Origin of the sequence: Candidatus Venteria ishoeyi (genome assembly GCF_030378065.1) — a bacterium.
GTDB classification, from domain to species: Bacteria; Pseudomonadota; Gammaproteobacteria; order Beggiatoales; family Beggiatoaceae; genus Venteria; species Venteria ishoeyi.
Genome location: NZ_JAUCGJ010000048.1, coordinates 1 through 14,148, shown reverse-complemented (window position 1 = coordinate 14,148; position 14,148 = coordinate 1). Strand labels below are relative to the sequence as shown.

The 14,148-nt window shown below is 46.4% G+C and carries 8 protein-coding genes; 3 read left to right on the top strand and 5 right to left on the bottom strand.

From position 1 onward, the window contains the following. Window positions 1-77 precede the first annotated feature (77 nt). From QUF61_RS14405 to QUF61_RS14385, 5 genes are all read right to left on the bottom strand, one after another. Entirely contained in the window at window positions 78-2,798 is a 2,721-nt protein-coding gene (locus QUF61_RS14405; protein WP_289682322.1) for a two-partner secretion domain-containing protein, read from the bottom strand. A gap of 297 nt (window positions 2,799-3,095) precedes the next feature. Then, on the bottom strand, window positions 3,096-7,865 hold the full coding sequence (locus tag QUF61_RS14400) for a CHAT domain-containing protein (protein WP_289682321.1): 4,770 nt from the start codon (window positions 7,863-7,865) through the stop codon (window positions 3,096-3,098). A 74-nt stretch (window positions 7,866-7,939) separates the two neighbouring features. Continuing rightward, a complete protein-coding gene (locus tag QUF61_RS14395; protein WP_289682320.1) occupies window positions 7,940-9,397 on the bottom strand; it encodes a diguanylate cyclase in 1,458 nt (485 codons plus the stop codon). Window positions 9,398-9,561: 164 nt separating this feature from the next. Further along, window positions 9,562-10,032 (bottom strand): endonuclease/exonuclease/phosphatase family protein, encoded by a 471-nt coding sequence (locus tag QUF61_RS14390; RefSeq protein WP_289682319.1) that lies wholly within the window; start codon window positions 10,030-10,032, stop codon window positions 9,562-9,564. Window positions 10,033-10,064: 32 nt separating this feature from the next. Continuing rightward, entirely contained in the window at window positions 10,065-10,787 is a 723-nt protein-coding gene (locus QUF61_RS14385; RefSeq protein WP_146066923.1) for an endonuclease/exonuclease/phosphatase family protein, read from the bottom strand. Between the two features lie 67 nt (window positions 10,788-10,854). Here QUF61_RS14385 and ccmA point away from each other — a divergent pair, with 67 nt between their 5' ends. The 3 genes from ccmA to QUF61_RS14370 all read left to right on the top strand — a co-directional run bounded on the left by ccmA (window position 10,855) and on the right by QUF61_RS14370 (window position 13,893). Then, window positions 10,855-11,484 (top strand): cytochrome c biogenesis heme-transporting ATPase CcmA, encoded by a 630-nt coding sequence (ccmA, locus tag QUF61_RS14380; RefSeq protein WP_103922514.1) that lies wholly within the window; start codon window positions 10,855-10,857, stop codon window positions 11,482-11,484. 6 nt (window positions 11,485-11,490) lie between these two features. Further along, entirely contained in the window at window positions 11,491-13,008 is a 1,518-nt protein-coding gene (locus QUF61_RS14375; RefSeq protein ID WP_289682318.1) for a potassium transporter TrkG, read from the top strand. Window positions 13,009-13,230: 222 nt separating this feature from the next. Then, a complete protein-coding gene (locus tag QUF61_RS14370) occupies window positions 13,231-13,893 on the top strand; it encodes a hypothetical protein (protein ID WP_289682317.1) in 663 nt (220 codons plus the stop codon). The last annotated feature ends 255 nt before the right edge of the window (window positions 13,894-14,148 follow it).

Here is a 14,148-nt window from a genome sequence, read left to right as displayed (position 1 = left end):
AAGTTATTGATAGTACGCACTGGATTTTATGACTTTTTATTAAAAACCTTACCTCGAGTTCAGGTTGAATAGGCTTTTCAATGCAACAAACTCTCCGGTGATTGATGACTACCTTCTGCCTGGGTATCATAAGAAAAGCGACTTAACTCAGCCAGCCCTGTGGTACCTTCACAAAAATTTTGGCTGAAAGCATCTCCCCGCAGAAATTGGCCGCTGATGGTAAAAACACTGTCACTGCCATTATGCTCCGCTTCGTGGGTTTCCACTGTGCCGTCAATGCCCAGATGCGAGCTTGCATCCACTATCGTACCTGTTGACTGAAGTAAAGCACGGGTGCGGAGATCAATATCTCCGCCGTGCCCGGCATCAGCGCGGGCGATAAGCCTGCTGCGATTCAAAACCAATGGTGCAGCAATATTGCTTAAATTGATATTGCCACCATTTTCCTTGCCACCACGTACGCTGGTGGTGATTTTTGCAGCACGTAAATGGATGAGTCCATCTGCGGTGATATCAATTTGTCCACCACCACTACTGGCGGATTCCGTGGAAATAACGGCATTGCTAAGTTGCACTGCACCTTGAATAACCATCTGAATATTTCCCGCCAAACCGCCGCCATTACTTTGGCTGCTCACACCCGCACCCTTTTCTAGTATTAATTGCCCTGCACTGAGTTCAATAATGCCGCCTTTCCCCCCGCTTTCCAACTGGCTTTGTGAACTGGAGCGTAAACCACTGCTGGAGAAATTTGCCTCATCAGCCCCGGAATAACTGGGATTATGCTGGTAATGACTCTGGCTCTGACCTGCTTCCAATAAGGCAATATCCGCAGAGTCTCCACTGAAACGGGCAATGCCGCCTACCGTGATATGCAAGTCACCGGCATTGGATGCGTTGTTGGTGCCACTGTGAATAATGCCGCCGTCTTCCAGAGTAAGCGTTTGCGTGTTAATGGTAATGGTGCCTCCATCCCCCGCCGTTTCGCCGAAGCTTTGTGAGTAAATACCGGAGCCAAAGCCGTCATTGTTTCTGCCATAAGGATTGACGCCGCGAATTTCGATGTGTTCAGCCTGAACATGAACTTCACCCGCGCCAGCACTGCTGCCAATAGCACCTGGAGAAGTGGAATTGGCTGCGATGCGTCCACCGTCTTCCAACACTAAATGATGTACATGCAAATCAATATTCCCTGCTTTACCGGCAGATGAACCCTTAATGGGCGTACCCGATTCATCAACCTCGGCAGCTGATACGGAATCCGCCACAATAGCACTGCTGAAACCTTTGCTGGAGTCCGCGCCTTTAACTGTCACCGTACTACTGGCAAGAATTTTCAGTTTTCCCGGCTCACCTTGCCCCACCACGGCCTGACGAATCACCATACCTTGCGTTAAGATCAAATCCCCGGTTTCGATCACGATATCGCCGCCGTGCGCGTCCTGTGCCGTTTTCCCGAGTCCCCCATTAATCCCTTTAGCGTTATTTGTTGCAAAATCATTGTCTCCCAACAAAGCAATCCGTTCCGCCTGTATAATCAGATCACCGCTGTCGCCTTCTCCCTGACTCTGATTGGCAATCAGTGAATTACCCAAAATTTCTATATTTTTAGCTGTAACTGAGAGCGTTCCCCCCGTTCCCTGCCCAAAGGTCTGGACTGAGATAGTGGTCATGTCTGTAGGCCCGTTTTTGTCACTGAGTTGTAAAAGTTCCCCGGCATGCAAGTGGATATCACCGCCTTTACCTGTGCTGTGCGCAACGGCTTCCAAATGAGTATCTTCACTCAGGTAAATATTCTCAGCGTGAATATCCAGACCGCCATCACTGTCTTTATTGCCAAAATTGCTGGTATTCAATTTGCTGTCAAGTATTTCAATCTCCCCGGCACGTAGCAGAATTGTCCCACCACTCTCACCACTGGTGCTCAAGAAGCTTTTACCGCTAAGCTGAATATTACCCAATTCAGTCACTTTGGGATTTTGTGCTTCACCAATTACCACTTCGCCTGCGCCTGCCACGGCAACAAGATGGATACGTCCCGCTTCTGCCGAAAACAGCGGCACATAGGTAGTGCCTGTGATAATACTGCCATTGGGGGAAACCTCATACTCCGGCAGATAAGTGCCTTGGCTGATACTTAAATCACCGCCAATTAAAGACAGCGTGCTACCCGCTTTGAGATGCAATCCGGTTTGAGTGGGTTCATTTAATATTCTTAATTCATTAGTTGACGATGCCGATAAATTTGTCGTCAAATCATCAACAGTAATTTCTCCACGTCCTTTCACACTGATACCGGCCACCGGTATGTCTAAAAAACCGAAGGCTTGTGGGGGATCACTGTGGAACTGAGAAACCTGCTGCGTATCGGTATAAAAATAAGCCTTTTCACCCAGGCGCAGATAATCCGCAGTGGAAGCGTGAAAGCTGCCTGGCACATCCAGGGTAAATTCAGATCCGAACAAAATACCGTATGGATTGAGAAAATAGACTTCGGCATTTGGCATGGTAGCGCGTAGCACACCATTGAGTTGAGAGGCTTTTCCCCCGGTAACGCGGGTGATGACATTTGCAATCGCATCAGGCCCGGAAAAGGTCGCTGATTCACCAAGATGGAGATTAAATGTGGAAAAGCTGTGAAAGAGGTTATTACCGGCCTGCTGCCCTAGTTCCGCACCGATGTGAAAGTCCGGCCCGGATAAGGATTGGACTGCCCCCAGCGTACCATCACTAACAATCTCGCCATGTGCAATTAATGGTAAGCAATTTAATAATCCTATCCAGCACCAAAAACGCATTTTTATTTCTGCCCTAAAAGTGAGTGCAAACAGTCTCCCCACCTTGCAGGCGGGAGTTAGGAGACGGTAATCAAAACACGCTTTTCCTTTTTTTGCTATTTAAGCAAGATAAGGAAGTTATTTTCTCACCACTACAGTTTGCGTTGATGGTTGTAAAATACTTCGATACACTCAAAAACTGCCTGCAAGCGATACGGAAGCTCTGTTGCAACCGGAAAAAAACGGCGTTAGCATAATGCCAGATTAAAAATTAGCTTTTTCAGCAATAGGGCACCTCAGAATTAGGCCAAAATCACACTAATACCAATTGCCAATTAACAAAAATGCTGCCCAATAAGCAGGATGGCGAAATCGCCGATCTTTAATTAACGCCAATTGTGCCGTTTGTAAGGCTTCCGCTTTGTTATAAGCCACATTTTGTAAAGCCTGATAAAAATTCACCATTAAGCGCGAAGTCGCTTCGTCATTGACAAACCAGAGACTTGCCAAGGCACTTGCTGCACCTGCTTTAATCGCAACCCCCGCTAAGCCAAGTGCGGCGCGTTCATCCCCCACTGCTGTTTGACACGCACTCAAGGTCAGCAGTTGTAGGGCGTGTTCATCATATTTTTGCAGGCTGAGTAATTCGTTGAGTAAATCCAAAGTAATTTTATCTTGATAGCTGAGCAAGAAGGTTTCAGCAGGATTGCGTTTGAATTGCGCATGAGAGGCAAAATGCAAGATATTATAGTTCGTTTGACTAAAACGAGTACGCAGATTTTCAATGGAAAAACTTTGGTTAAATAATTTAGGCTCATCGGGATATAGCTTTTGCAAATATTGCAGTTCATGCTCAACCGCTGGCAGTGGCGCGAAACCTTGTACCGCATCCGATAACCCCGCCAACATGACTTGTTTTTGCGCTGGGGTTTGCGCGATAAGACGTAATTGCAAAGTAGGACTCACACTGAGTGCAAATTGTTCAATCAAAAACTGCTTACCATTATGCAGAGCAGCTGGTGGAATGCCGCGCAACACACCGTCAGGGATCAGCACCAAGGTTTTTACATCATGTGCTTCCAGAGTTGGAAAAATTGGTGTAATCAGCCATTGATAAAGTTGTTTGGCCTGCCTTATAAAACTAAAACGACTTGGATTTTGCAGGTTACTCCTGAATTTTTGCGTGATCTTGCTTATCTTGCTGGCTGCTACATTGACACTAAAATGCTGCAACTGGCCGTCCACACTTAGCAAGAGTTCCAAACGATCTGACAATAAAATCGGATACAACACGGCGATCCCTGCACCTAACTCTTCAGGCACAATTTGCGATTCTGTCACCAACAAACAGGCATCTTGAAAATAGTCTTCTAACTCTGCCTGTTTGAGTTGTTCCAAGGTTAGACGCGCTTGTTGTAATTGACCTTTGCGCAACTGCATATCCGTTAAGTCGTAATAAACAGGACGAATTCGCTCGACAAATACGCGACGCATATCACGAGGTTGGTTGTACAAAGCTAAGCGAATACTGCGTAAATGCTGAATAGCGTGTTGATAAGCTTGCTCTGCTGCCTGCCAATCACCTTGTGCCTGATGCCAACGACCTAGCCACCATTGCCAACGATACAAGCTATCAGGACGTGCTTGCGCATGAAAAATTGCCTGATGCAATGCCTGTGGAGCATTAGGATGATTTTGCAACAATAACAGGATGCCACGATAGCCATGTAAATAGGCTAATAAATTAGCATCATCTGTTTCTACCTGAACCAGCTGTTCATGCAGCCAAGCACTCAACTCGGCATCATAGCTTTGTTGCACAGCAAAAATGCCCAATTGGACTAAACGCAAACGTTCAAACAACGGCAACTGATTTGAAAATTCCTGCAACAAATGCTGAACAGTGACTTTGTCCTTTTGATACAAGGCTACACGTAATTGGTTAAAGCGAATATTACGCAATAAAGTTATTCGTTCTTCATCCATGTTTGATGTAGAAACAAGCTGAGAACGCGCCTGTTGTAGTGATTTTTGTGCTTTGACATATTTTTCAGAGATAGCCCAAATCAGCCCTTGCCAGTTAAATATGTGTGCTTTTAGCGCATCACGCATAGCCTTATCACTAACCTGCTTAACTAACTCCATTGCCTGTTTACTATGTTTCCAGGCAACATTAGGAATTTGCCGAGCTAACCACAAAGCACTGAGATGGATTTGCACCTGCGCTTGTTGCGCTGGATTGCCACTTTGTTTTGCTATTTCCCAGGCTTGTTCTAATTGGGTAACAGCTTGCGCATAACGACCTTGTGTTTGATTTTCCAATGCAACTTGAATAAGACGGGCAGATTTTGAGTCTTTAGTTGTCTTGAAAAGTAAAACAGGCAAAGGCCAGCTATCTGGCGATAATGGAATGCCCTGTTGCAAAGCCAGCAATAAACGACTGGGTAAAGTATCTTTACGACAAGCATCGAGCACCAACTCATCATTGCGTAGGGGTTGACTGCTGGCGATAAAAACACTGTCACTGGCATCATGTTCCAGTTCGCGGGTTTCCACCGTACCATCAATGCCCAGATGCGAGCTTGCATCCACTATCGTACCTGTTGACTGAAGTAAAGCACGGGTGCGGAGATCAATATCTCCGCCGCGTCCGGCATCGGTGCGGGCGATAATTTGACTGCGATCCAAGACCAGTGGTGCAGCAATATTGCTTAAATTGATATTGCCACCATTTTCCTTGCCACCACGTACGCTGGTGGTGATTTTTGCAGCACGTAAATGGATGAGTCCATCTGCGGTGATATCAATTTGTCCACCACCACTGCTGGCGGATTCCGTGGAAATAACGGCATTGCTAAGTTGCACTGCACCTTGAATAGCCATTTGAATATTTCCCGCCAAACCGCCGCCATTACTTTGGCTGCTCACACCCGCACCCTTTTCTAGTATTAATTGCCCTGCACTGAGTTCAATAATGCCGCCTTCCCCCCCGCTTTCCAACTGGCTTTGTGAACTGGAGCGTAAACCACTGCTGGAGAAATTTGCCTCATCGGCCCCGGAATAACTGGGATTATGCTGGTAATGACTCTGGCTCTGACCTGCTTCCAATAAGGCAATATCCGCAGAGTCTCCACTGAAACGGGCAATGCCGCCTACCGTGATATGCAAGTCACCGGCATTGGATGCGTTGTTGGTGCCACTGTGAATAACGCCACCGTCTTCCAGAGTAAGTGTTTGCGTGTTAATGGTAATGGTGCCTCCATCCCCCGCCGTTTCGCCAAAGCTTTGTGAGTAAATACCGGAGCCAAAGCCGTCATTGTTTCTGCCATAAGGATTGACGCCGCGAATTTCGATGTGTTCAGCCTGAACATGAACTTCACCCGCGCCAGCACTGCTGCCAATAGCACCTGGAGAAGTGGAATTGGCTGCGATGCGTCCACCGTCTTCCAACACTAAATGATGTACATGCAAATCAATATTCCCTGCTTTACCGGCAGATGAACCCTTAATGGGCGTACCCGATTCATCAACCTCGGCAGCTGATACGGAATCCGCCACAATAGCACTGCTGAAACCTTTGCTGGAGTCCGCGCCTTTAACTGTCACCGTACTACTGGCAAGAATTTTCAGTTTTCCCGGCTCACCTTGCCCCACCACGGCCTGACGAATCACCATACCTTGCGTTAAGATCAAATCCCCGGTTTCGATCACGATATCGCCGCCGTGCGCGTCCTGTGCCGTTTTCCCGAGTCCCCCATTAATCCCTTTAGCGTTATTTGTTGCAAAATCATTGTCTCCCAACAAAGCAATCCGTTCCGCCTGTATAATCAGATCACCGCTGTCGCCTTCTCCCTGACTCTGATTGGCAATCAGTGAATTACCCAAAATTTCTATATTTTTAGCTGTAACTGAGAGCGTTCCCCCCGTTCCCTGCCCAAAGGTCTGGACTGAGATAGTGGTCATGTCTGTAGGCCCGTTTTTGTCACTGAGTTGTAAAAGTTCCCCGGCATGCAAGTGGATATCACCGCCTTTACCTGTGCTGTGCGCAACGGCTTCCAAATGAGTATCTTCACTCAGGTAAATATTCTCAGCGTGAATATCCAGACCGCCATCACTGTCTTTATTGCCAAAATTGCTGGTATTCAATTTGCTGTCAAGTATTTCAATCTCCCCGGCACGTAGCAGAATTGTCCCACCACTCTCACCACTGGTGCTCAAGAAGCTTTTACCGCTAAGCTGAATATTACCCAATTCAGTCACTTTGGGATTTTGTGCTTCACCAATTACCACTTCGCCTGCGCCTGCCACGGCAACAAGATGGATACGTCCCGCTTCTGCCGACAACAGCGGCACATAGGTAGTGCCTGTGATAATACTGCCATTGGGGGAAACCTCATACTCCGGCAGATAAGTGCCTTGGCTGATACTTAAATCACCGCCAATTAAAGACAGCGTGCCACCCGCTTTGAGATGCAATCCGGTTTGAGTGGGTTCATTTAATATTCTTAATTCATTAGTTGACGATGCCGATAAATTTGTCGTCAAATCATCAACAGTAATTTCTCCACGTCCTTTCACACTGATACCGGCCACCGGTTTGTCTAAAAAACCGAAGGCTTGCGGGGGATCACTGTGGAACTGAGAAACCTGCTGCGTATCGGTATAAAAATAAGCCTTTTCACCCAGGCGCAGATAATCCGCAGTGGAAGCGTGAAAGCTGCCTGGCACATCCAGGGTAAATTCAGATCCGAACAAAATACCGTATGGATTGAGAAAATAGACTTCGGCATTTGGCATGGTAGCGCGTAGCACACCATTGAGTTGAGAGGCTTTTCCCCCGGTAACGCGGGTGATGACATTTGCAATCGCATCAGGCCCGGAAAAGGTCGCTGATTCACCAAGATGGAGATTAAATGTGGAAAAGCTGTGAAAGAGGTTATTACCGGCCTGCTGCCCTAGTTCCGCACCGACGTGAAAGTCCGGCCCGGATAAGGATTGGACTGCCCCCAGCGTACCATCACTAACAATCTCGCCATGTGCAATTAATGGTAAGCAATTTAATAATCCTATCCAGCACCAAAAACGCATTTTTATTTCTGCTCCCATTCGCTACGATTTCCACATTTCGTATAGGCTCTGAGTTCAACGTAAGAATTTTGCGCTTAAACTGCCAGTACAACTTGATCCCGTCCCTGTTCTTTTGCCCGATACAGCGCGGCATCCGCAGCACCGACAAGCTCCTGAATGTCGCTCCCGTGTTCAGGATAGGCCGCCATCCCCATAGAGGCCGTGACGGCAAGGTTTTTTTTCTGGTAGCTGACATGATGCTGGCGCACCGTCTGCAAAAGCCTCTCAGCACGTTTTAGCGTATTTTCCAGCGTTGCATTCGGCAGAATTAGAAGAAATTCTTCGCCACCATAACGACAGGCAATATCTTCCCCCCGGCAACTGGCGTTCAGAAGTTCCCCCACTTCCTTCAGCACCGCATCCCCCGCTTTATGTCCATAAGTATCATTAAAAATTTTAAAATGATCGATATCCAGCATGAGAATAGCAACAGGTTTCTGATGCCGCTGAGCACGGTGTATTTCCCGTTCCAGCGAGGCTTCCATGTGACGGCGGTTATACAGCCCGGTTAAGGGATCATGGATAGATTCTATCCGCAGCATTTCACGCAAACGCAAATTGACCAGTGCCAGCGCATAATGTTCAGTCATTTCTATAATCAACAGGTGTTTGGACTTGATGCTATGCTGCAAATCATCTGCCAAATTTTCCGCTTCCTCATGCTCTAAGGCAATGCTCAGGACAGCTAAAAGCTTATTTTGTGAAGTGACCGGTACGTAGAACCGCTGCGCCTGTTGAGAATAGCCAAACTGTGAAATAGTCTGACCGGCATCAGGGTATACAACAGCATGGGGCGTATCTGGATAGACAAAATCAGCCGCGTGGATTGGCTGCAAGGCTGCTGAAGCATCGCCCCAGTGTGCTACGGACTCTAATTCAGTATCACTTTGCCTGCTTATCAAAAGCTGACCTGAACTGCCAGGAAACAATTGCATGCAGGTATCTGTAATCACCTCATAAGTGTCCTGCTCTACCTGACAGGCTTGCAAGGCTTGCCCCATCCGGTTCACCAGCGCTAAATCCTGATTGTATTGCCGCAAGGTATGCTCAACTCTTTTGCGTTCGGCTATTTCGGTTTTAAGAGACTGTTGGGTGAAATGGAGGCTAAGATGCGTTTTGACGCGCGCCATCACCTCTTTTTCATTAAATGGTTTACTAATATAATCGCGCCCACCAACGGCAAATGCCTTTACCTTATCAAAAGTCTCATTCAAGGCGCTGATGAAAATAATTGGAATATCACGGGTGCTTTCATCGGCTTGTAACTGCTGACAAACTTCATAGCCGTCCATCCCGGGCATGATGATGTCTAGCAGAATCAGATCGGGGTATTGATCCTGAATGGCGGAAATTGCACGCGCTCCGCTAGAAACAGGCCGGACATGGTAGCCTTGTGCAACAAGCATTTTTGATAACAAACGCAGGTTTTCACGGATGTCGTCGACAACCAGGATATCTGCAATAAATGTGTGGGCTGCTTCATTTTTCATCATTATCCACAAGTTTTAATGTATTAACCTATGTTACGCCTCCATTGTTTGGATTTGAAGTCTAGTTTTATCCAGACTAAGCAAAAAATCAGTATGGAGTATAACCGGCAGTTTAATAGTGATGAATGAAATTGAGAATGATTGGGGCTAAAGCCTCATTTGTGGTTCTATTTAGTTTGCCTGCCTAACCCGACTTCAATCCACAATGGCTGATGATCCGAAGCTATCGATGGCATCAGTGCAATATTCTGCACTGTAAACGTGGGACTTAACAAACAATGATCCAGAGGAATACCCAGCGGTAAGAACGGTGCGGGCCAACTGGGTAAAATGCCAAAGCCCTGACGCGCATTGTACAGCCCCGTTTCCTGCTCTAAGGTCAGATACGCTGGCGACCATAATGCAGTATTGAGATCGCCCAGTACCATACCGGGTGTTTGCCAGTGCTGCACAATCCAGGCAATTTCCTGCAACTGTTGATCGCGTAATGCCGCCATTTCCAGATTAATTGGTGGCACGGGGTGTACAACTAAGAGTTGAAAGCTTTGTGACTGCGGCTTAACCGACATGGAAAGCGCAGGTGTGCTTAGGAGCGAGAATTTTATAACTTCAGCAACTTGGCTGGTCTTTTTCTCCATTTTCTGCGTTCCGAAAACAGTTACATAGCTTGCTATGCGCCTGTTTTCACGCCTTGAAAATGAATAAAAATCCTGCGCCCAGTTTCTGTATTTATTTTATCCTCACTCCTTAGCGCATAGTCTTGTTGTTGTAGTGCGCCCAGTTGCACTTCTGTCACGGACTCCAGGGGAAGTTTACTAAATACAGCAATACCAAAATTATCTTCACGCGCAATCACCTTGAACCAGGGATAGACAGGATGCAAAGCAGCCAAAGCTTGTTGCCAATGGTTGCTGACTTCCTGCAAAACGATAATATCCGGCTGTTTTTCCGTAATCAGATTGAGTAGTTTGTCATGCGCGGTATTCTGGCTTAGCAGGTTGGCCTGTAATAAACGTATGTTTTGCTGCTGGCTGGCGATAGTTGTCGGTTGGTTTGACATTGGACTGTACCAGGGCAGCACTGCCAACGCATTTAATAACACCAGCGCAAAAGCGGCAATAACCCAGAAACCTTGTCTTAAGGCCAGCAAGCCAGCAAGAAGCATCATGCCTAAAGCAAAATAAACACCCGTAAAATGGGTAAACAATTCCGCCCTGTAATGTTGCAGCAGCGGTTCAGAAGCAGGAAAACGGGCAGAATAACTGATTAAACTGGCAAGCCACAGCAACACCAGCAATAATTTAAGCCAGCGTAAAATCACGGCTTCCAGTTTGCCTGCGGCCTGTTTCATTGGTGTTGAGAAATCAAAACTCATAAATATTGTCCAAATCATGACAGCAAAACCACACGCTTTATGCTAGAGTGCGCGGTTTCGTGGTGAAAATTCAAAAGGCTGTCGCATGGAAATAATAGAAGAACGCGGACTCAGCACGCATGGATTGAGTTGCATTCGTGATGATCGGGTTTTGTTTGAAAATCTGGAACTGTCGCTGAATCCAGGAGAATTGTTGCAGATTGAAGGTCATAATGGTAGCGGTAAAACCAGTTTATTACGCATACTTTGTGGTTTGGCATTGCCCAGTGAGGGGCGGGTGTGTTGGCAGGGTGAATCCATAGAAGACAACCGCCTGGAATATAATGCAGTGCTGAATTATGTTGGTCACAAGCATGGGGTTAAAGGCGATTTAACCCCTTATGAAAATCTGCGGGTGAGTCGTGCCATGCACGGCAGCGCAACTGACATCACATTAGATGATGCTTTGGAGCAGGTTGGTTTGCGCGGTTTTGAAGATGTACCCTCCCGCACCTTATCTGCCGGGCAACGACGCCGTGTTGGGCTGGCGCGCTTGCTGACCCGACAGGCTGCATTGTGGATATTGGATGAGCCTTTTACTTCACTGGATAAAAAAGGCATTCATTGGGTTGAGGAACAATTACATCAGCATTCCGAACAAGGGGGCATTGCCGTCTTAACCTCACATCACCCGCTGAAAAATCCACATCTGAAACAAGTCTGTCTGCACGATTAAAAAGCCATGCAACTCACTCTGGCACTGCGTTTAACCGGGATTTTATTAGGTCTGTTCAGTTTTACGCTGATACCGCCCATACTATTTGCACTTCATGAATACGATATCAAATCACTACGGGCATTTCATATAACCTTTGCTTTGATGTCACTATCCGGTTTCCTGTTATGGAAACTCAATACCCGCCCCCTGTCGAGTCTGCAAGCGCGTGACGGGTTTATGGTAACGGTGCTGTTCTGGTTTGTGTTGAGTCTGGTCAGCGCCCTGCCATTCTGGCTGGCGATTAAGGGCATTCCTAATATCGCCGATATTACAGTGTCAAAAGCGGTGTTTGAAGCGGTATCAGGCTTTACCACAACCGGTGCCACCACCTTAACCAAGCTGGATCAATTGCCCAGGGCAATTTTATATTATCGCCAGCAACTACAATTTCTTGGTGGCATGGGGATTATCGTCTTAGCCATTGCGATTTTACCCATGCTGGGTTTGGGCGGCTATCAGTTACAACGCGCTGAAGCACCAGGGCCTATGCGTGATGAAAAGCTAACGCCACGGCTTGCCAGTACGGCAAAGTTGATGATGGGGGTTTATTTTGGGCTGACCGCCTTATGCGCCATTGCATTTTATTTCTCTCATGAAAAAATGGACTGGTTTGAGGCGATTGCCCACAGTTTTACCACAGTTTCCACCAGTGGTTTTTCCACCCATGATAAAAGCCTGGGCTATTTTGATTCCGCCCTGGTGGAGACGGTGGCGATCATTTTTATGATTCTGGGCAGCTTGAATTTCACCATTTATTTTAATATCTGGTACAAGCGGCGCTTTAATTACCTATGGCAGGATTTGCAGGCACGGGTTTTTGTGTATATTTTGCTGACGCTGATTATCGTGACAACCGTTATTTTAGCAACTTTTCCCACCATAAAAAATGGCACGGACATCACCGCTAATCCACCTACCCTGTCTTTCTTAACCGCTTTTCGTTATGCCAGTTTTCATGTTGTTTCGTTGATGAGTACCACGGGTTTCAGCACCCAGGATTACAGCCAATGGCCTTTATTTCTCCCGGTGCTGGTATTTGGCAGTGGTTTTATCGGTGGCTGTATTGGTTCAACGGCAGGGGGCTTTAAGATCACCCGGATTATTTTGCTGTATAAGCAGGGGATGCGTGAAATTTTGCGTCTGATCCACCCTAATGCCGTGCTGCCGGTGCGCCTTGGCAAACGCGCCGTACCTGAGCGGGTGGGGCCTGCGGTATTGGGTTTTACTTTTTTATATATGGCAAGTTTTTTGCTTCTTTCGCTGCTGATGATGGCTGCTGATACCCGTTTAACGCCAGTGGACGCATTTGCTGCGGTCGCTGCATGTATCAATACCATAGGGCCTGCACTGGGAAAAGTGACTGCAACCTTTTCAGAAGTTTCAGCGGCAGGTCTATGGGTGGGTAGTTTCTCTATGTTGCTGGGTCGTCTGGAAATTTTGACCTTATTAGTGGTATTGCATATTGCATTTTGGCGCAAATAGCTTATAACGGGTGTTACGCAAAAGCTTCTTTTTGGCTGGCCTTTTTCTCCATTTTCTGCGTTCCGAAAACCGTTACATAGCTCACTATGTGCCGGTTTTCATGCTTTGAACCTGCACCCAGTTTCTGTATTTATTTTATCCTCACTCCTAAATTTCCAAATTGTGTACTGTTAACATACCAAATATTATCACTACCAAGAAATTATTTACCTGAAAATCTATATGTCTGAACCACTTGCAAATACCCTGGAAGCACACCCCTTAGCCCTGTTGCTTGATGAGCTGATAATATATGTCTATCAACATCGCCTGCATATGTTGTTATTGTTACCGGGCAGCATATTATTCACCATTATTCATGAAGCAGCACATGCTGTTATGGTCTGGTTTCAAGGGGGTAAAATTATTCAGTTTATCTGGATGCCTACTTATGCTCGCAATGAGTTTGCGCAATGGGAATGGTTATGGGGCTATATCAGCTATGAATTTCTGGAAGATCAGGTTTATTCAGACTTTTTAATTGCCAGCGCACCTTATATTTTGATGCTGGGCTTAATGTTATTCGCCGCAATCACCAGCCTGCGCCGCAAGCCTTATGCCTTTTGGCTGGCCTCTACCTTGTTTATATGGTTGTATGTGGTTCCCAATATGGAAATCATGAACGAACTGCTGCCCTGGTTGCTGGGTTATCGTGGTGATTTCTGGAGTGCTTTTGGAGAAGCCGGGCAGTTTGCCTGGATAATGACGGTTGTTTGGTTATTATTGGTCAGTATTATTGGTTTCTGGGTGCAACAGCGTTTATATCGCCAGCAGGCGCTAAGTCTGTTAACTTACAGTATTTTTTTCAGTACGGGTTTATTGTTATTTTTTATATTACTGGTTTAAGCCAGAATTGCTTTTAGATTAGATATTTTTTTACAAGATAGCTTTACAATGCAAAGTGATTTGCTAAACTAAGATAAGCGATACAAAAAGGAATCATAGTGTCATACACTATCTCTTCATTGTCACACGTTTATTTTCCATGCACAAGGTTAAAACCTTCGCCTTTCAGGCGAACAGATTTATCTCTAATGTTTAACGGTAAAACTTAAAATATGGGTTTTAGCGCTAACACCCCAAAGGGGTATTTTAATATAG

Excerpts from the sequence above, each read along its gene's own strand:
- QUF61_RS14405 (WP_289682322.1), bottom strand. The coding sequence starts at position 2,798 with ATGCGTTTTTGGTGCTGGATAGGATTATTAAATTGCTTACCATTAATT.
- QUF61_RS14400 (WP_289682321.1), bottom strand. The coding sequence starts at position 7,865 with ATGCGTTTTTGGTGCTGGATAGGATTATTAAATTGCTTACCATTAATT.
- QUF61_RS14395 (WP_289682320.1), bottom strand. The coding sequence starts at position 9,397 with ATGATGAAAAATGAAGCAGCCCACACATTTATTGCAGATATCCTGGTT.
- QUF61_RS14390 (WP_289682319.1), bottom strand. The coding sequence starts at position 10,032 with ATGGAGAAAAAGACCAGCCAAGTTGCTGAAGTTATAAAATTCTCGCTC.
- QUF61_RS14385 (WP_146066923.1), bottom strand. The coding sequence starts at position 10,787 with ATGATTTGGACAATATTTATGAGTTTTGATTTCTCAACACCAATGAAA.
- ccmA (WP_103922514.1), top strand. The coding sequence starts at position 10,855 with ATGGAAATAATAGAAGAACGCGGACTCAGCACGCATGGATTGAGTTGC.
- QUF61_RS14375 (WP_289682318.1), top strand. The coding sequence starts at position 11,491 with ATGCAACTCACTCTGGCACTGCGTTTAACCGGGATTTTATTAGGTCTG.
- QUF61_RS14370 (WP_289682317.1), top strand. The coding sequence starts at position 13,231 with ATGTCTGAACCACTTGCAAATACCCTGGAAGCACACCCCTTAGCCCTG.